The sequence below is a fragment of the uncultured Demequina sp. genome, from assembly GCF_913055775.1.
Lineage (GTDB): Bacteria > Actinomycetota > Actinomycetes > Actinomycetales > Demequinaceae > Demequina.
This window is the reverse complement of record NZ_CAJXJX010000052.1, coordinates 1-17,851: the sequence shown is the minus strand read 5'-3', so window position 1 is coordinate 17,851 and position 17,851 is coordinate 1. Positions and strand designations below refer to the sequence as shown.

Genomic DNA, 17,851 nt, shown 5'->3' with positions numbered 1-17,851 from the left:
CAGCGTCTGTGCATCGCACGTGCGATCGCCATCAAGCCGGACGTCCTGCTGATGGACGAGCCGTGCTCGGCGCTGGACCCGATCTCGACCCTCGCGATCGAGGACCTCATCCAGGTGCTCAAGGAGCAGTACACGATCGTGATCGTCACCCACAACATGCAGCAGGCCGCCCGCGTGTCCGACCGCACCGCGTTCTTCAACATCGCGGGCACCGGCAAGCCGGGCAAGCTCATCGAGATGAACGACACCCCGGTGATGTTCTCGACGCCCTCCGAGAAGGCCACCGAGGACTACATCTCGGGTCGCTTCGGCTGATCCGGAGTCCTTCGCGCTCGGCGCCGGCTCCCGTCAGGGACCGGCGCCGTTTCGCGCTCCCCGCCCGCTCGCCCGTGCCGCTCAACACACGGTCGGGACTGAGGGGACGGAAGTGACGCCGGAGTCGAGACATGCGGCACAGCAGTCACACCCGTACCAGGCGTGTGTGGGCCGGACCACGTAGAGGCGGCGTGACGGGCGCGCAGGCGCCGCGCCGCGTCAGCCGATCGCGTCGAGAACCGGCTGGTACTCGGGCAGCGTGGCGTCCATCACGGGCACGTCGACGTAGAAGCCGCCCTCGGCGTCGGAGACGATCGTCACCTCGGTGGTGAGCCCGGGCGCTGCGGGTGCGGTGCCGCTGACCTCGGTCGCGCCATCCTGGGGCCCCAGAAGTGCGCTCGACTGCGCCGGCACCGTCACGTCGTTCGCGGTCTCGCCGTCGAACACGATCTGGATAGCGATGTCCTCGCTCGACGAGTTCTGGAGCGTGCCGATCATGGTGGCGGGCTCGCCCTCGGCCTCCGTGACCACGATGAGGTTGAGCGCCTCGATGTCGCCCACGACCAGCTGAGTGCCGTCGGAGGCGGCGTAGTTGTCCTTCGTGGTGATCGGGTTGACGTATGAGCACCCGGCGAGGGCGGTCACGGCGATGGCGGCGGCGGCACCGGCGGCAAGCGAGGACTTCACGGTGTCTGGGTTCCTTTCGGGGCGGGACTGGCACCAGGATACTGGGGGCCCGGAGCGCGGATCTACCGGCGCGTCGGTCCTGGACAAGTCTTGGTTGCCCTGTTATCGGGTTTTTGCGCGGTGGTAGAATGGGGGTCCGCGAAGAAGGGCTCAACCCACAATGAACTTTGCAGTCGGCGAGACCGTCGTCTACCCGCACCACGGTGCGGCGCAGATTCAGGACATCAAGAAGCGCACCATCAAGGGCGAGGAGAAGACCTACCTCAAGCTCAAGGTCGCGCAGGGAGACCTCACCATCGAGGTGCCCGCTGAGAACGTCGATCTCGTGGGTGTCCGCGACGTCGTCGACGAGAAGGGCCTCGAGAAGGTCTTCGGCGTCCTGCGCGAGCCCTACATCGAGGAGCCGACCAACTGGTCGCGCCGCTACAAGGCCAACGTCGAGAAGCTCGCCTCGGGCGATGTGATCCGCGTCGCCGAGGTAGTGCGCGACCTGTCCCGCCGCGACACCGACAAGGGTCTGTCCGCCGGCGAGAAGCGCATGCTCCACAAGGCGCGCCAGATCCTCGTGAGCGAGCTCGCTCTCGCGGAGAAGTGCGACGAGGAGGCCGCCGAGGCCCGCCTGGACGAGGTCCTCGCGTCGTGACCGTCGCGGCGGTGATCACCGCCGCAGGTTTCGGTTCCCGCCTCGGGGCCGATGCGCCCAAGGCTCTCGTACCGATCCACGGCAGGGCGCTGGTCGCCTGGGCGGTGGAGAGCATCGCTGGGGTTGCTGAGCGCATCGTCGTCACGGCGCCCGCCGCGCACCTCGATGCGGTCCGTGAGGCGTGCGCGGGTGCGCCCGGCGTGACCGGCGTGACCGGCGTGACCGGTGTGACCGGTGCGCCCGGCGTGACCGTCGTGGCTGGCGGGGCGACCCGCCAGGAGTCCGTCGCCGCAGGCCTCGCCGCGCTCGAGTTGGCCGATGACGACATCGTTCTGATTCACGACGCCGCGCGCGCGTTCCAGCCGGTCGAGGTGGTGCGCGCGACCGTCGCCGCCGTCGCAGGCTCGTCCACGTCGCCGGGCGCGGACGGCGCCATCCCCGTCATGCCCGTCGTCGACACCCTCGTGTCCGCGCCCGGCGACGACGGCACGCTGGGCGACCCCGTCGACCGCACCTCCTTCCGTTCCGTCCAGACTCCGCAGACCTTCCGCGCCAGCGTCGCGCTCGATGCCCACCGCCGCGGCCGTCCCGACGCCACTGACGATGCGACGCTCGCCCGCGAACTCGGCTACCGCATCGTCGCCGTGGACGGCCACGAGTGGGGCTTCAAGGTGACCCGTCCGTCCGACCTCCCTCTTGCTCTATCCATCGCATCACAGCTGGAGGTGTCATGACTGCGCGCACCGGCATCGGCGTGGATGTCCACGCGTTCGGCGAGCCTGGGGACGGAGACCTGGCCCTCGCGGGACTGACATGGCCGGGCGAGACGCCGCTGAGCGGACACTCCGACGGTGACGTCGCGGCGCACGCGGCGTGTGACGCGCTGCTGAGCGCCACGGGCCTGGGTGACCTCGGCTCGAACTTCGGCACCGACCGCCCCGAGTGGGCCGGCGCGGCCGGCACCGCGCTGCTCGCGGAGACCGCGCGGCTGGTCCGTGGGGCAGGGTTCGAGATCGGCAACATCGCGATCCAGATCCTCGGCAACCGCCCCAAGCTCGCGCCGCGCCGCGCGGAGGCCGAGGCGGCGCTGTCCGTGGCCGCCGGCGCGCAGGTGACCGTCAGCGCCACGACCACGGACGGCCTGGGTCTGACGGGTCGCGGCGAGGGGATCGCGGCGATCGCGACGGCGCTGGTCGCGCCCGTGACAGACCGGTAGCCTGGCTCGCGTGACCCTGAGCCTGTACGACACCGCCACCCGCACCGAGCGGGCCTTCGAGCCGCTCGAGCCCGGGAAGGTGGGCATCTACCTGTGCGGTCCCACCGTGCAGGGCTCCCCGCACGTGGGCCACCTGCGCAGCGCCGTCGCGTTCGACGTCCTGCAGCGCTGGCTCGAGCGCACGGGCCACCAGGTCACCATGGTGCGCAACGTCACCGACATCGACGACAAGACGCTCGCCAAGGCCGCCGAGGCCGGGGTTCCCTGGTGGCAGTGGGCGCTCACGTTCGAACGTGAGTTCCAGGCCGCGTACGCCGCCGTTGGCGTGCGCCCGCCCGCCGCCGAGCCGCGCGCCACCGGTCACATCCCCGAGATCATCGAGCTGGTCGGGACGCTGGTCGAGCGCGGCCATGCCTACGAGCACGAGGGCTCCGTCTACTTCGACGTCCGCTCCTACGCGGACTACGGCTCGCTCACGCGCCAGGCGCTCGAGGACCTCACGCCCGCGCCCGATGCGCCCGCCGACGCCAAGCGCGATCCGCGCGACTTCGCACTCTGGAAGGCCACCAAGGCCGGCGAGCCGGAGACGGCCGCATGGGACTCGCCGTGGGGCCCGGGCCGGCCGGGCTGGCACATCGAGTGCTCTGCGATGGCGAGGCGCTTCCTGGGTCGCGAGTTCGACATCCACGGCGGCGGGCTCGACCTGCGCTTCCCGCACCACGAGAACGAGCAGGCGCAGTCCCGCGCGGCCGGCGACGCGTTCGCGCGAACATGGCTGCACTCGGCGTGGGTGACCCAGTCCGGCGCCAAGATGTCCAAGTCCCTGGGCAATGGCCTCCTGGTGTCCGAGGTGCTCGCGCGCTACCCCGCACCGGCCCTCCGCCTCGCGCTCGCGCAGGTGCACTACCGCTCGATGCTCGAGTACTCGGATCAGACCATGGAGGACGCCACGGCGACGTGGGGTCGCCTCGCCGGCTTCGTCGCGCGGGCGAGCGAGCGCGTCGGCGACGTCCCGGCCGATGCCATCGAGACTGCCGTGCTTCCCGAGCCCTTCGTAGCAGCCATGAACGACGACCTGGGCGTGCCGCGGGCCTTGGCTCACGTGCACGAGTCCGTGCGTGCGGGCAACGCCGCGCTGACGTCGGGTGACGACCCGACCGTGTCCGCCGCGCTCGTATCCGTGCGGGCGATGCTCGACGCGTTGGGGCTAGACCCGGCCTCGCCCGAGTGGGCCGCCGCGGACTCCGGCTCCGACGCCGCGATGACCGCGCTCGACTCGCTGGTGCGCGCGGACATCGTTGCGCGTGCGGCCGCCCGCGCCGCCAAGGACTGGGCCACTGCGGACGAGATCCGCAACCGGCTGTCCGCCGCGGGCATCGTGATCGAGGACGCTGCGGACGGCGCCCGCTGGTCGCTCGACGGCGCCTGAAGCGGACCGCCACTCCCTCACTCGGTCGATCTCAGCCGCCCGCCACCCCGCGCTGCCACCCCGGCCCCGCCGCGCCGCTCAACACACAGCCGGTGCCGGTGTGACGCGCGTGACAGGTGAGGCCCAGCATGGGCCACACCTGTCACTCGTTCCACCGGTGTGTGTTGAGCGGTACGGCCAAGTGGCGCGCGACGGGCCGATGCGCGGCGCACGTGGCCGCGCGACTACCCTTGTCTCATGGCTGGTAACTCCAAGCGCCGCGGCGCCACGCGCAACGCGAGCTCCAAGAAGGGCGCGACCAAGGGCTCGGGCGGGCAGGGCCGCAAGGCGCTCGAGGGCAAGGGCCCCACGCCGCGCGCCGAGGATCGCCCCAACCACAAGGCCTACCGCGCCAAGAAGCGCGCCGAGGCAGACGCGGCCAAGCGTCCCCAGAAGACCCGCTCCACGCCGCGCGACCGCACGTCGACCTCGAACGAGCTGGTGATCGGGCGCAACAGCGTGCTCGAGGCCCTGCGCATGGGTCTGCCGGCGCACGAGCTGCTCGTGTTCAACCGCATCGACTCGGACGACCGCATCACCGAGATCGTCTCGCTCGCGGTCGAGAACGACCTCAACGTGCGCGAGGTCACCAAGGCCACGCTCGATGGTCTCGCGGGCGGCAGCCCGCACCAGGGCGTCGCGCTCGAGGTGCCGCCGTACGAGTACGCCGACCCCGAAGACCTTCTCGAGGCACCCGGCACCGCGCGCATCGTCGCGCTCGACGGCATCCAGGATCCCCGCAACCTGGGCGCGGTCATGCGCTCCGCCGCGGCCTTCGGCGCCACCGGCGTGGTGGTGCCCGAGCGGCGCGCGGCAGGCGTGACGGTCGCGGCATGGAAGGTGTCTGCGGGGGCCGCCGCGCGCGTGCCCGTCGCCCGCGCCGTGAACCTCACCCGCGCGATCGAGGCGTATAAGAAGGCCGGCTGCTTCGTGATCGGCCTGGACGCCGGCGGCGAGGTCGACCTGGCCGAGTCGCAGCTGCTCGACGGACCGCTCGTGATCGTCGCGGGCGCCGAGGGCGCCGGGCTGTCGCGACTGGTGCGCGAGGCCTGCGATCAGATCGTGTCGATTCCCATCGCCGGCGATACCGAGAGCCTCAATGCCTCTGTCGCCGCGTCGATCGCGCTGTACGAGGCGCGCAAGGCCCTGTCCTAGACCGCGCCCCTACGCGACGGACGGTGCCGTCGCCGGGGTGCCCGCCGCATCGGCCGATGCGGGGGAGCGCGGGGATGCGGCGTCGCCCTCCGCACTGGCAGCGCCCAGCACGGACTGCCGGCGGACCGTGGGCGGCTCGGTCTCCTCGGGCTCGGGCACGCCGCCCCAGCCATGGGTGTTGTCGTTGACGTACGGGTCGGCGCGCTCGTACGAGTCGCCGTGCTCCTCGCGCAGCGCCGGCAGCTCCGCGGTCATCTCCGCGAGCGAGCGGCCCAGCACGGCCTTCTCGTCCGCCTTCTGGGGCAGCACGTTCTTGACGTAGGACGCCGTCGCGACGGGGAGCGACACGTCGTCCTCGGAGGCTTCCGCCAGATACCAGCGGTGATCCAAGATCTCGTGGTACACCTGCGCCGGCTCGAGCTTGCCCCGCAGCGCGCGTGGCACCGCGCGAACCGTGGGCTCGAACATCGCCGTGAGCCACTCGTGGGCCGCGTAGTGCTCGTCACCGTCGCCGCCCCGCCAGGCGCGGTACTCGTCGAGGTCGTTGAGCAGCCGCCTGGCCTGGTTCTCCTGGACGTCGAGGCCGGTCAGGCGCATGAGGCGACGCTGGTGGTACCCGGCGTCGACGATCTTGGGGCGGATGGCGATCGCCGTGCCGTCGTCCGTGGTCTGCATGTCGATCTCGTCGAGGTCGAAGCCCAGCTCGTTGAGCTCGCGCACCCGCTCGGCGATGCGCATGCGGATGTTCGACGTGTGCGTCGAGGCCTCGGTGAGCGCCTGCCACAGGCGGTGGTACTTCTTCTCCAGCCGCTCGCCGATCTCGAAGGGGTCCACGCTCTCGTCGAGGTCCTCCGAGCCCTGCAGGTCGAGTAGCTCGCCGGTGATGTTGGTGGTCGCGATCTCGAGGTCGTACGCGCGCTGGCCGTCGGTGAGGCGCGGGTGCATCGCGCCCGTCTCCGCATCCACGAGGTAGGCGGAGAACTCCGCGGCGTCGCGGCGGAACAGCGCGTTGGACAGCGACACGTCGCCCCAGTAGAAGCCCAGCAGGTGCAGGCGCACGAGCAGCACGGACAGCGCGCCGATCAGGCGCTTGAGGGTGCCCTGGCGCAGAGCGGACGAGAACAGCGCGCGGTAGGGCAACGAGTACGACAGGTGCTCGGTCACGAGCGCGGCGGACAGCTCCTCGCCGCCGGGCGTGGTGCGGCCGGACACCACCGCGACTGGGTGCACGCACGGGGCGTGGTGCCGTTCGAGCTCGCGCAGGATCTCGAACTCCTTGTGCGCGATCTCCGGGTTGGTCTCCTTGACGGCGAGCACGCCGTCGCCGTGCCGCACGAAGCGCACGACGTGGCGCGACAGGCCGCGGGGAAGCGCGGCGATGTGCTCCTCCGGCCACGCGCTCAGCGGGATCTCCCACGGCAGCTCGATCAGGGCCGCGTCGGCGGCCCCGGTGATGTGAAGCGGCATGAGGTCAGACTATCCGGCGTGACGGACGCGGCCGCCCAGCCCGCGCATCGGCCCTCCCGACCCGAGCGAAGTGGACCCATTTCGCTCGCCCAAGCGCTGAGGCGAGCGAAGTGGACCCATTTCGCTCGCCCAAGCGCTTGGGTGAGCGAGAATCAACCGCCAGGAGGGCCGATGCGCGGGCTAGGGAAGCGGGCATGCGAAAGGCGCGGCCCCCGCGAGGGGACCGCGCCTTCAGCGTGGAACTACTTGACGGGGGCGTTCTCGGTGTGGACCTCGCCGGAGAGGCGCTCGCCCGACGCAGCGGAGAACACGTGCTGCTCACCCTCGCGGATGGTGACCCACACGGTGTCGCCCTTCTTGGGGACGTCGCGGGGGTCGATGCGCACGATCATCTGCGAGTCGCCCGCGTTGAAGTGGATGTCCTGCGAGTCGCCGAACTCGTTGGGCACCTCGCCGTAGACGAAGGCGTCCGAGCCGAGCTCCTCCACCACGTCGACCGCGATCGGGATCGCGCCGTCGGTGTTGGGGGCGACCCGGTCGAGCGACTCGGGGCGGAAGCCCAGCACCACGTGGTTCTTGTCCTCGGACTTGAGGGCCGCGACGGCCTCGCGCTGGAGGGCGACCTTGGCGCGACCCACCTGAGCGTGACCATCGAACACCTGGTAGGTGCCGATGTTCATGGCCGGCGAGCCGATGAAGCCCGCGACGAACACGTTGGCGGGAGCGTCGTACATGTCGCGCGGCGAGCCCACCTGCTGGAGCACGCCGTCCTTGAGCACGGCGATGCGGTCACCCATGGTGAGCGCCTCGACCTGGTCGTGCGTGACGTAGACGGTGGTGGTGCCCAGGCGGCGCTGCAGCGCGGCGATCTGGGTACGCGTCTGGACACGGAGCTTGGCGTCGAGGTTCGACAGCGGCTCGTCCATGAGGAACACCTGCGGCTGACGCACGATCGCGCGGCCCATGGCGACACGCTGACGCTGACCACCCGAGAGGGCCTTGGGCTTGCGGTCCAGGTACTCGGTGAGGTCGAGGATCTTCGCAGCTGCCTCGACGCGCTGGCGGATCTCCGCCTTGTCGACCTTGGCGATCTTGAGCGCGAAGCCCATGTTGTCCGCGACGGTCATGTGCGGGTAGAGCGCGTAGGACTGGAACACCATCGCGATGTCGCGGTCCTTGGGCTGGACGTGGGTGACGTCGCGGTCGCCCACCCAGATGGCGCCTTCGTCGATGTCCTCCAGACCCGCGAGCATGCGCAGGGAGGTGGACTTTCCGCAGCCCGAGGGGCCGACGAGGACGAGGAACTCGCCGTCGGCGATCTCCAGGTCGAGGGCGTCCACGGCGGGGCGCTCAGTCCCCGGATAGATACGCGACGCCTTGTCATAGGTAACGCTGGCCATGATGGTCCCTTCACCGGCAGGTACGTGCCGGACGATCCGTAGTGAAGAGTGCCGATGTGGTGTCCACAGTGACACTTCCCGCCGCATCTTCACGGCAAGTGCATTCATACTGCCACACGCGGGCCTCGCCTCAAAGCCGCGTCACGGTAGCGTGATGCCCATGGCAGGCGTCACACGCGAACCGGGCGATGAGATCGGCGGCTACACGGTCCTGGAGACCCTGGGCCGCGGCGGTTCTGGCGCCGTCTACAAGGTGCGCGACGGCGCGGGAGAGGTGGCCGCGCTCAAGCTCGTGGACGCCCGCGAGGACGAGGTCGCGGCGCGCCGCCTCGAGCGCGAGGTCCAGGCGCTGCAGTCCCTGCGCCACCCCGCCGTGCCGCGGATTCTGGACGCCGAGCTCGACGGCGACGAGACCTTCGTGGTGTTCGAGTACATCCCCGGCGTGAGCCTGTGGCACCACGTCCAGGACAACGGTCCGCTCGAGGGCGAGGCGCTCGCGGACTTTGCCGCGCGCACGGCATCCGCGCTCGAGGCCGTGCACGCCGCCGGGGTGGTCCACCGCGACGTCACGCCATCGAACATCATGATGGGGCCCGAGGGCCCGGTGCTGATCGACTTCGGCCTGTCGCACCGCGAGCACGACGAGCGACTGACGCGCGACGGCCTGGTCTCCGGCACGGCGGGCTACGTGGCCCCCGAGGTCATCGACGGTGCCGAACCCGGATCCATCGCCGACCGCTGGTCGTGGGCGGCCACGGTCGCGTACACGATGACGGCGCAGGCGCCGTTCGGCTCGGGCACGGGGGCGATCTCCCGCACGCTGGAGACGGACGTGCGGCTTCCGGGCGTTCCGGGGGCCGATGCGCTGAGGGCCGCGCTGGGACGCGACATCTCCGCGCGGCCCGGGCCGCGAGACGTGGTGGCGGCGCTCAGGGGAGCGACGGCCGTGTTGCCCCGCAGCTCGGAGGGCCTGGCGCCCACCGCCGTCGTGCCGGGAGTTGCGGCGACCGCCGTGATGGCCGCGCACGCTCCCGCCGAGGCGGGCGAGTCTGCGCACCCCGCGAACGGCTCGGGCTTCGCGTTCGACGAGGCGGACACCTACACGGGATCGCCCATCTCTGCACCGTCGCCTCCGCTCAGCGGGGAGTCGATCCTCGATGACGACGAGCCCGCCGATCCGCCCATCGAGCCCGCCCCGCGCCACCACGTGATGGTGGCCGCGTGGCTGCTGGCCTTCTGCGCGGCGGCCGCGCTCGCGCCCTTCATCGCGTACTTCGCGCTCGTAGTGGGCGCGATCCTGGTGCGCGCCGTGCAGCGTCGCGCTCAGGCGCTGCACACGGCGCGCGTGCGGAAGGGGCAACGCCGCGGCGACGCCGCCCTGCACACGCTGGGCCTGCCGTGGCACCTGTTGCGCGCCGCCGGCGAGACGGTGCCCGCGGCGCTGCTGGGGGCCGCCGCCGGCGGTGGCGTCGCCGCGCTCGGGTGGTGGCTCGTGAGCACGTATCGCGTGGCTCCCGACACCCTGGCGGGCCAGAGCTGGGGGCATGCGCTCGCACTGGTCGCCGGAGCTGCCGTCGCGGCGATGGCGCTGTGGTGGGGGCCCTGGATGGGCATGACCCGTGAAGGCGGACACCGGGTGTCCGCAGCCCTTGCGCCCACGCGCGGAGTGGCGGCGGCCTGGGTCGTAGTCGCGATCGTCGCTATCGGCGTGGTCGCGCTCGCGGTCTACCTCAACGTCTCGGACGACCAGTGGTGGTGGCCCGCGCCCGACCTGCCGCAGTAGCCTCCCGCACGAGCGGGAACACGCCGCGCGCTCGGTACGTTGGCCCGGCAACGACGGGCGCTTGAACGCGCCCACAGAGGGGAATCGATGACTGTCTCGCAGCGGTTCGCGGTCGTGCAGCCGTGGATCAGCCTGGTGGTGCGCCTCGCGATGGCCGGCATCCTGTTCGCCGCCGCCATCCCCAAGTTCGCGGACATCCCGCAGTCCGTGCGGGCCGTGCGCGCCTACCGGCTGCTTCCCGAGGAGATCGTGCCCTTCGTCGGCACCATGCTCCCGTTCGTGGAAGTCGTGCTGGGGCTGCTGCTCCTCATCGGCGCCTTCACCCGGACGTCGAGCATCATCTGGCTGCTGATGATGGCGGCCTTCACGACCGGCGTGATCTGGGCCTGGGCGAACGGGCTCAGCATCGACTGCGGCTGCTTTGGCGGCGGCGGCGAGGTCGAGGAGGGCACGGCGAACTACCCGGCGCACCTGCTCGAACGGGTGGGCTTCATCATCCTCGGCACGTACCTCGCGATCTGGCCGCGCAGCCGCTTCTCCGTGGACGCCCGGCTGGCGCCCGCCCCGGTGGACGGCGTGGAGGACGCCGATCCCGAACTAGAATCGACCCCGAACTCGCACGACACCAGGAAGTAGGAACATGGCCAAGAAGAACAACGCGCCCCGCAACGACAAGGCGGCCGCCGCCAAGTCCCAGGCGCAGAAGTCCGTGCAGCGGCAGGAGCGCCGGACCCTGATGGGCGTCCTGATCGGCGTCGGCGTCGCGATCGTCGTCTTCGGCGGCATCGTGTTCTTCATCGTCCAGCAGTCGAACGTCCCCACGCTCGACTCGGGCGACGCGGTCGCGCCCGCCGGCGCGGACGCGAGCGGCGGCATCGTGGTCGGCACCTCCGGCGTGGTGGGCGAGGACGTCCCGGAGGATGCCCCCCGTGTGGACGTCTACCTCGACTTCATGTGCCCCGTGTGCGGCTCGTTCGAGGAGATCAACGGCGAGGACCTCGCCGAGCTGCGCGAGGCCGGCGAGATCGAGTTGTGGTACCACCCCGTCTCGATCCTGGACCGCTTCTCGAGCGGCACTCAGTACTCGACCCGCTCGGCGAACGCGGCCGCGACGGTCGCCGACGCCGCGCCCGAGGCCTTCGTCGACTTCGTCGACGCCCTGTTCGCGAACCAGCCCGAGGAGGGCGGCTCCGGACTGAGCGACGAGCAGCTCGAGGAGATCGCGATCGGCGCCGGCGTGCCCGAGGACGTCGCCTCCACCCTCGACGACGGCCAGTTCACCAAGTGGGTCATCGCCGGAACCGACCAGGCGTCGCAGGACGGCATGGCCGGCACGCCCACCGTCATGGTGGACGGTGCGATCCTCAGCCAGACCGAGGACGTCGCCTACTTCCAGGCTGGCGCCCTCCGCGCCTACCTCGAGGCTCTCTAGGACTCTCGCACGCGATGCCCCCGCCGCCGGCGGGGGCATCGTCGTGTCTGGGCCCCGCTGCCTGGCCTGCCCCCGCAGCGGCGTGAAGCAGGGGGCGAAACCCGCCCGCGCATCGGCCGGTATCCTGCTGGGGCGGCGCTGAGGCGCCCTGCTGGCATGGCGCAATTGGTAGCGCACCGTACTTGTAATACGGGGGTTGCGGGTTCGAGTCCCGCTGCCAGCTCTCCTCTCCTGGTATCCGGCACTCACCGACCCCTCTGAGCTGCCGGCGCGCGCTGTCCGGCGCCCGACGATCGCGGCTGCCGGACAGGAGTCAGTCGCCTCGCGTAGGGGACCGTGAGTGCCGGACAGGGGGAGTCAGGCGGGCGTGCCCCACTGGATGGGCGCCGCGCCCTGGCCCTCGAGCAGCCGGTTCACGGCCGAGAACGGCCGCGACCCGAAGAATCCCCGCGATGCGCTGAGCGGACTCGGGTGCGCGCTGGCGACGTGGGGGATGCCGCCCAGCATCGGCGCCAGCCCCTGCGCGTCCCGTCCCCACAGGATCGCCACCAGCGGACCGCCGCGCGCGGCGAGAGTCCGGATCGCGTGTTCGGTGACCTGCTCCCAGCCGTGGCCGCGGTGCGAGGCGGGCTGGCCCGGGGACACCGTCAGCACGCGGTTGAGCAGGACCACGCCCTGGGCGGCCCAGTGGCTCAGGTCGCCGTCCGTGAGCGCCTCGCCGGTGTCCTCGCGCAGCTCGCGCGCGATGTTGACGAGCGAGCGCGGCATCGGGTGGCCGGGCGGGACCGAGAAGCTGAGGCCCACCGGGTCGCCGGGCGTCGGGTAGGGGTCCTGGCCCACGATCAGCACGCGGGCGTCCGCGAGGGGTGCCCGGAAGGCGCGCAGGATCACGTCTGAGGCCGGCAGGTAGCCCCGTCCGGCGGCCATCTCCTCGCGCAGGAAGGCGCCGATGCGGGCGAGGTCCGGGGCGATGGGCTCCAGGGCGACGGCCCAGTCGGGGGCGACCTGGGTGCGCCACGCGTCGGACATGGGTCCACGGTAGCGGGGCACTCAGGCGGCGAGCTGAGCCGCCCACCACACGCCTGGTGTCGATGGGGCGCATGTGAAGCCTGTGCCATCACACCGGCCTCACACGCCACGTCCGCCCCAGACGTGTGGTGAGCGGTCCGGGCGGCGAGGGCTGGAGAGTGCGGAGGGCCGATGCGGTGGCCGGGCGGCGGGGACGAATGACAGTCGTGTAGTTCGCAGGTAGGGTTGTCCCGACGCATGGAGGAGGACACATGGGCGAGGCCGCACGCATCGACGAGGCCGTGGCGACGGATCTGGCGGATCGCGACGCCGAGATCCTCCGTTTCGAGCGCCAGTGGTGGACCTACGCCGGCGCCAAGGAGGACGCGATTCGCGAACTCTTCTCGATGACCAGCACGCAGTACTACCAGGTGCTCGGCTCCCTCATCGACACGCAGGCCGCCCTGGCCTTCGATCCGATGCTCGTGAAGCGGCTGCGACGCATGCGCGCCGCCCGCCAGCGTGGCCGGTCGAGCCGGCCGCTCGACGCTGCCGCCGTTCGCTAGAGTTCCCCCGTGGCCCAGGACTACCCCCGCGACGAATTCGACGAGCTCGCTGACCAGAGCGGGCCCGTGGGTGTGCATCGCGCGCCGCGGTCGTGGTGGTCGCGGGTGCTGCCGCCGCTGATCGCCTTCGTGGTCGCGGGCCTCATCGCCTGGGGCATCGCGTGGTGGCTGTGGAACTCCGACTCGAGTCCCGACGAGCCTGCGGCGACGCCGACGGCCACGGTCACACCCACGGACGAGCCCACCGCCGCAGAGAGCGTGACGCCCACCCCCGAGCCCACGGAGACCGCGACCGAGGAGCCCACGCCGGAGCCCACGGAGACTGAGGAGCCCGAGCCCGTCATCATCTACGACGCGCAGGTGCACGTGCGCAACGGCGCCGGCATCCAGGGCATCGCCGGCGCCCAAGAGCAGATCCTCATCGACGCGGGCTACACCAACACCGAGGCGAACAACATCAACAGCTCGCTCATCCCGGGCGGCTCGAACGTGGTGCTCTACGACGGCGACCGGGTCGCGGACACCGCGCAGGACGTGGCCGACCAGCTCGGCATCGACCGTGTCGAGAGCGGCGGCACCCCCGGCGGCGCCGAGATCGAGGTTCTCCTCGCGACCGACCCGGGCAACTGACCCAGCACCGTTCGCAGCGCGACGGTGCTGCGGAAGCGGCAACCGCATCGGCCCCGCGGACGCGACGCTCCTCAGCGGTGGGCGAAACCCGTCGATTCGGGTTTGCACTCGACGGGGGAGAGTGCCAGAATCGGCCTTAGCACTCTCCGCTTGAGAGTGCTAATCCAAGGCTTGTCGAGCCGAGGTGACCGGTCCTGGCGTGAAAGGAACGCCTGGCCCGGCATCGTCCGTCGCGGGCGGTTCGACACCATATTCATCGAAAGAGGAATAGACACCCATGGCAAAGCAGATTGCCTTCGATGAGGAGGCCCGTCGCGGCATGGAGCGGGGCATGAACGCCCTCGCCGACGCCGTCAAGGTCACCCTCGGCCCCAAGGGCCGCAACGTCGTGCTCGAGAAGAAGTGGGGCGCCCCCACGATCACCAACGATGGTGTGTCCATCGCCAAGGAGATCGAGCTCGAGGAGCCCTACGAGAAGATCGGTGCGGAGCTCGTCAAGGAGGTCGCCAAGAAGACCGACGACGTCGCCGGCGACGGCACCACCACCGCCACCGTCCTCGCCCAGGCACTCGTCCGCGAGGGCCTGCGCAACGTCTCGGCCGGCGCCAACCCGATCGCCCTCAAGAAGGGCATCGAGAAGGCCGTCGAGGCCGTCACCGCCGAGCTGCTCGCGTCCGCCAAGGACGTCGAGACCAAGGAGCAGATCGCTGCGACCGCCGGCATCTCCGCCGGTGACCCCGCGATCGGCGAGCTCATCGCTGAGGCGATGGACAAGGTCGGCAAGGAAGGCGTCATCACCGTCGAGGAGGCGTACCAGTTCGGTCTCGAGCTGGAGCTCACCGAGGGTATGCGCTTCGACAAGGGCTACCTCAACCCCTACTTCGTCACCGACGGCGAGCGCCAGGAGGCCGTCCTGGAGGACTCGTACGTCCTCCTGGTCGAGTCGAAGATCTCGTCGCTCAAGGACCTGCTCCCGATCCTCGAGAAGATCATGCAGGCCGGCAAGCCGCTGACGATCATCTCCGAGGACGTCGAGGGCGAGGCCCTCGCGGCGCTCGTGGTCAACAAGCTGCGCGGCAACCTCAAGGTCGTCGCCGTCAAGGCCCCCGGCTTCGGCGACCGCCGCAAGGCGATGCTGCAGGACATGGCCATCCTCACCGGTGGTCAGGTCATCTCCGAGTCGGTGGGCCTCTCGCTCGAGTCCGCTGGCCTCGAGCTGCTGGGCCAGGCCCGCAAGGTGGTCGTCACCAAGGACGACACCACCATCGTGGAGGGCTCCGGCTCCGAGGAGCAGGTCGCGGGTCGCGTGAACCAGATCCGCGCCGAGATCGAGAACTCGGACTCGGACTACGACCGCGAGAAGCTCCAGGAGCGCCTCGCCAAGCTCGCCGGCGGCGTTGCCGTCATCAAGGCGGGCGCGGCCACCGAGGTCGAGCTCAAGGAGCGCAAGCACCGCATCGAGGACGCCGTTCGCAACGCGAAGGCGGCCGTCGAGGAGGGCATCGTCGCCGGTGGTGGCGTGGCCCTCATCCAGGCCGGCACCAAGGCGCTCGCGAGCCTCGAGCTCGTGGGTGACGAGGCCACCGGTGTGCGCATCGTCGAGGCGGCCATCACGGCTCCGCTGCGTCAGATCGCCGTCAACGCCGGCCTCGAGGGCGGCGTCGTCGTCGAGCGCGTCAAGGGCCTCGAGGTCGGTCACGGCCTCAACGCCGCGACCGGCGTGTACGAGGACCTGCTGGCCGCGGGCGTCAACGACCCGGTCAAGGTGACCCGTTCCGCGCTGCAGAACGCCGCGTCGATCGCGGGCCTGTTCCTCACGACCGAGGCGGTCGTGGCGGACATCCCCGAGCCCGAGCCGGCCATGCCTGCCGGTGGCGGCGACATGGGCGGCATGGGCTTCTAAGCCTCACCGCACACGCGCAGAAGGGCCCCCGAGGAGCGATCCTCGGGGGCCCTTCTGCGTTGTCGGCGGCGTGCTCAGGGCACGTCGTTCAACGTGGACTCGATCGTCGTCAGGCGCTGCTCGATCGCGTCGAGTCGCTCGCCCGTGCGGGTCTGCGCGTCCGTGTTGGAGCGCAGCGCCTCGGTGAGCTCCTCGCGCTCCTTGCGCCGGGGGCCTGTCGCCGCTTGGACCGAGGCGACCACTGCCCATGCGGCAATGCCCACGATGGCGATCCACGCGAACCAGGGGATGGCGTCCATGTCATTCCTCGCTCTCGTCGGTGGCGGCGATCGCAGCTGCGACCACCGCCGGGGTGATGGTGACCGTGAACGGCTCGGCCGAGAAGACGTTCATCGCCTTCCCGTCCTCGCCCAGCTCGAGGCGGCTGGTCACGAATCCCGCCTCCTCGAGTTTGCGCAGGTGCATGTAGAGGAGGGCCCGGGACATCTCCACTCGGCGAGCGAGCGCGCTGACGTGCAGCGGCCCCTCGACCAGCGTGGCGACGATGCGCAGGCGCTGCGTGCTCGCCATCGCGGCGAGCCGAGCGGCCAGTGCATCGGCGGTCTCCGGGGTATCCACGCGTCCTCCCTGCATTAACATATGCAAGAAAATTATTACATGTCGTGTGTGGGAGCGCAACTTGAGGCCTGGCGGTGCGTTTTCGCTCGCCTCAGCCCTGAGGCGAGCGAAATGGACCCACTTCGCTCGGTTAAGGGCGTAGGGGAGCGAGAATCGACCGCGGGGCCAATGCGCGGGCTGGGTGACGCGCCGTCGGGCCGATGCGCGGGCTGGGCTAGGCGCGGCCGTGCCGGCGCGCGGACGTCACCCGCAGCCCGGACGCACGCAGGCGCCGGACCAGGTCGCGGCCGTCGATCAGCGTCGCGCCCAGCGCCACCAGCTCGGGGTGGCGGTCGACAGGGACGTCGTAGTGGTCGCGGTCGAACGCGCGCTCGGGCACGCCGGCAGCGCGCGCGAACGCGTGGAGCTCGTCGAGAGAGGCGTCCGAGACCAGGTGGCCCCACATCGTCCCGTACTTCGCCCACAGGGGCGGATCGATGTAGATGGCCACGCTCCGAGCCTACGCTCGGGCGCCGATCGCGGCCGCCACCGGGTCACCGCGGCGTGAACATGCTCCGCGCGGCGTCCTCGGCGGACTGGTACTCCTCGGCGGCTCCGGCCAGCGCACCGGAGAGCGCGTCGAGCGCCTGCTCGACCTGGGCCTGCGCGACGCGCCACTGGTCCAAGACGCCGGCGAACGCGGTGGCCGCGCCTCCCTGCCACGTCGCATCGAGAGCGGTGAGATGCGCCATCATCGCCGTCACCTCTCCGCGGATCGAGTGGCCAGAGCGTGCCGCCAGGGCCGCCGCGGACGCGACCTCCGCCGCGTCGACGTGATAGCGCGTCATCGTGATCCTCTCGCCGGTCGGGGTGGGACGGCTCAGCGCTCGTCCCGTGGTCCCGTCGACGCTACGCCGCCAGGTCCCCGAGCGGGGAGGTCACGGCGAATCTGTGGACAACGACTCCGCCCGCTCGAGCTCGCGGTCCAGCCGGGCGCGCTCGGCGGTGAGGTTCTCGCGGGCCTGGCGCTCCCATCCGGCGCCCAGGGGGCTCGTGTAGAGGCGATCCCGCGACAGCAGACGGTCCACGATCTCGCGCCGCGCCTGGACGTAGTCGGCCATCGGGATGTGGCGATACTCGTCGCGCACGCGCTCGAGGTAGCTGCGGTAGCGCTGCGGATCCGAGGCGAGGACCGCGAGGTCGGCATCGGACAGGACGGCCGCGTCGACGCCGCCCGCCTCTCCCGAGTGGCGCGCCAGGCCCACCACCATGTCTGCGACAGCCTCGACCGCATCGGCCGGCACTCCCAGCTGCGCCAGGTCCTCGCGCGCGACCTCCGCGCTCGCGACCTCGTCCTCGCCGCCCCGGCGCGCGTAGGCAGCTGACTCCGCGGCGTCGAAGACCGCGCCGTGATACCAGGCCGCGAGGCGCACCGCGTGGAGGTTGTGGCACTCCTGGTTGAGCTCGTCCACGCGCTGCAGCAGGTCCACGAGGTGGGCGACATCGTGATAGCGCCGCTCGGGCTCGGTCCACCGCTCGATGAGCCGATGCGCCGCGGCGTCGATCTGTGACGCGGGCGCG

At 71.0% G+C, this 17,851-nt stretch carries 21 protein-coding genes and 1 tRNA gene; 13 read left to right on the top strand and 9 right to left on the bottom strand.

Annotation, left to right across the window (positions count from 1 at the left end; all coding sequences use genetic code 11):
- Window positions 1-315 (top strand): phosphate ABC transporter ATP-binding protein (locus QZ483_RS06945; protein WP_367117090.1); only part of this gene is annotated, 315 nt, incomplete at its 5' end.
- 219 nt (window positions 316-534) lie between these two features.
- On the opposite strand, the gene QZ483_RS06940 is transcribed toward QZ483_RS06945, so the two are convergent.
- Window positions 535-1,002, bottom strand: coding sequence for a hypothetical protein (locus tag QZ483_RS06940; protein WP_297082326.1), 468 nt, complete (start codon window positions 1,000-1,002; stop codon window positions 535-537).
- A gap of 160 nt (window positions 1,003-1,162) precedes the next feature.
- Between QZ483_RS06940 and QZ483_RS06935 the strand changes: the two genes are divergently transcribed.
- The 5 genes from QZ483_RS06935 to rlmB all read left to right on the top strand — a co-directional run bounded on the left by QZ483_RS06935 (window position 1,163) and on the right by rlmB (window position 5,484).
- Window positions 1,163-1,645: a CarD family transcriptional regulator gene (locus QZ483_RS06935; protein WP_297082324.1), complete on the top strand. Its 483-nt coding sequence runs from the start codon at window positions 1,163-1,165 to the stop codon at window positions 1,643-1,645.
- Window positions 1,642-2,379: a 2-C-methyl-D-erythritol 4-phosphate cytidylyltransferase gene (locus tag QZ483_RS06930; protein ID WP_297082322.1), complete on the top strand. Its 738-nt coding sequence runs from the start codon at window positions 1,642-1,644 to the stop codon at window positions 2,377-2,379. Before QZ483_RS06935 ends, QZ483_RS06930 begins: the two co-directional genes overlap by 4 nt.
- Entirely contained in the window at window positions 2,376-2,861 is a 486-nt protein-coding gene (ispF, locus tag QZ483_RS06925) for a 2-C-methyl-D-erythritol 2,4-cyclodiphosphate synthase (RefSeq protein ID WP_297082320.1), read from the top strand. Before QZ483_RS06930 ends, ispF begins: the two co-directional genes overlap by 4 nt.
- Before the next feature lie 10 nt (window positions 2,862-2,871).
- Complete coding sequence (cysS, locus tag QZ483_RS06920; RefSeq protein WP_297082318.1) at window positions 2,872-4,290, top strand: cysteine--tRNA ligase; 1,419 nt, start codon at window positions 2,872-2,874, stop codon at window positions 4,288-4,290.
- A gap of 237 nt (window positions 4,291-4,527) precedes the next feature.
- Window positions 4,528-5,484 (top strand): 23S rRNA (guanosine(2251)-2'-O)-methyltransferase RlmB, encoded by a 957-nt coding sequence (rlmB, locus tag QZ483_RS06915; protein WP_297082316.1) that lies wholly within the window; start codon window positions 4,528-4,530, stop codon window positions 5,482-5,484.
- Window positions 5,485-5,493: 9 nt separating this feature from the next.
- Here rlmB and QZ483_RS06910 read toward each other — a convergent pair whose 3' ends face one another.
- Together QZ483_RS06910 and QZ483_RS06905 are read right to left on the bottom strand one after the other, a co-directional pair.
- Window positions 5,494-6,951 (bottom strand): DUF4032 domain-containing protein, encoded by a 1,458-nt coding sequence (locus QZ483_RS06910; protein ID WP_367117089.1) that lies wholly within the window; start codon window positions 6,949-6,951, stop codon window positions 5,494-5,496.
- A gap of 242 nt (window positions 6,952-7,193) precedes the next feature.
- Window positions 7,194-8,351, bottom strand: coding sequence for an ABC transporter ATP-binding protein (locus QZ483_RS06905; protein ID WP_297082314.1), 1,158 nt, complete (start codon window positions 8,349-8,351; stop codon window positions 7,194-7,196).
- 160 nt (window positions 8,352-8,511) lie between these two features.
- On the opposite strand from QZ483_RS06905, the gene QZ483_RS06900 reads away from it, so the two are divergent.
- From QZ483_RS06900 to QZ483_RS06885, 4 genes are all read left to right on the top strand, one after another.
- Complete coding sequence (locus QZ483_RS06900; RefSeq protein ID WP_297082312.1) at window positions 8,512-10,134, top strand: serine/threonine-protein kinase; 1,623 nt, start codon at window positions 8,512-8,514, stop codon at window positions 10,132-10,134.
- 87 nt (window positions 10,135-10,221) lie between these two features.
- Complete coding sequence (locus tag QZ483_RS06895; protein ID WP_297082310.1) at window positions 10,222-10,770, top strand: MauE/DoxX family redox-associated membrane protein; 549 nt, start codon at window positions 10,222-10,224, stop codon at window positions 10,768-10,770.
- Window positions 10,771-10,774: 4 nt separating this feature from the next.
- Window positions 10,775-11,566, top strand: coding sequence for a thioredoxin domain-containing protein (locus tag QZ483_RS06890; RefSeq protein WP_297082308.1), 792 nt, complete (start codon window positions 10,775-10,777; stop codon window positions 11,564-11,566).
- A 150-nt stretch (window positions 11,567-11,716) separates the two neighbouring features.
- Window positions 11,717-11,789 (top strand) — tRNA-Thr (locus QZ483_RS06885).
- 134 nt (window positions 11,790-11,923) lie between these two features.
- On the opposite strand, the gene QZ483_RS06880 is transcribed toward QZ483_RS06885, so the two are convergent.
- Window positions 11,924-12,595, bottom strand: coding sequence for a uracil-DNA glycosylase (locus tag QZ483_RS06880; protein ID WP_297082306.1), 672 nt, complete (start codon window positions 12,593-12,595; stop codon window positions 11,924-11,926).
- A 251-nt stretch (window positions 12,596-12,846) separates the two neighbouring features.
- Here QZ483_RS06880 and QZ483_RS06875 point away from each other — a divergent pair, with 251 nt between their 5' ends.
- The 3 genes from QZ483_RS06875 to groL all read left to right on the top strand — a co-directional run bounded on the left by QZ483_RS06875 (window position 12,847) and on the right by groL (window position 15,673).
- Complete coding sequence (locus tag QZ483_RS06875; protein ID WP_297082304.1) at window positions 12,847-13,140, top strand: DUF3263 domain-containing protein; 294 nt, start codon at window positions 12,847-12,849, stop codon at window positions 13,138-13,140.
- A gap of 9 nt (window positions 13,141-13,149) precedes the next feature.
- A complete protein-coding gene (locus tag QZ483_RS06870; RefSeq protein ID WP_297082302.1) occupies window positions 13,150-13,770 on the top strand; it encodes a LytR C-terminal domain-containing protein in 621 nt (206 codons plus the stop codon).
- 277 nt (window positions 13,771-14,047) lie between these two features.
- A complete protein-coding gene (gene groL, locus QZ483_RS06865; RefSeq protein ID WP_297082300.1) occupies window positions 14,048-15,673 on the top strand; it encodes a chaperonin GroEL in 1,626 nt (541 codons plus the stop codon).
- 74 nt (window positions 15,674-15,747) lie between these two features.
- Here the strand turns inward: groL and QZ483_RS06860 are convergent, their stop codons facing one another.
- The 5 genes from QZ483_RS06860 to QZ483_RS06840 all read right to left on the bottom strand — a co-directional run.
- Entirely contained in the window at window positions 15,748-15,972 is a 225-nt protein-coding gene (locus tag QZ483_RS06860; RefSeq protein WP_297082298.1) for a hypothetical protein, read from the bottom strand.
- Between the two features lies 1 nt (window position 15,973).
- Window positions 15,974-16,291: a winged helix-turn-helix domain-containing protein gene (locus QZ483_RS06855; RefSeq protein ID WP_297082296.1), complete on the bottom strand. Its 318-nt coding sequence runs from the start codon at window positions 16,289-16,291 to the stop codon at window positions 15,974-15,976.
- A 214-nt stretch (window positions 16,292-16,505) separates the two neighbouring features.
- Window positions 16,506-16,781, bottom strand: a complete 276-nt coding sequence (locus tag QZ483_RS06850; RefSeq protein WP_297082294.1) for a DUF4031 domain-containing protein — start codon at window positions 16,779-16,781, stop codon at window positions 16,506-16,508.
- Between the two features lie 43 nt (window positions 16,782-16,824).
- Window positions 16,825-17,118: a WXG100 family type VII secretion target gene (locus tag QZ483_RS06845; protein WP_297082292.1), complete on the bottom strand. Its 294-nt coding sequence runs from the start codon at window positions 17,116-17,118 to the stop codon at window positions 16,825-16,827.
- Window positions 17,119-17,208: 90 nt separating this feature from the next.
- The coding region (locus QZ483_RS06840; RefSeq protein WP_297082290.1) for a hypothetical protein at window positions 17,209-17,851 on the bottom strand (643 nt) is incomplete at its 5' end.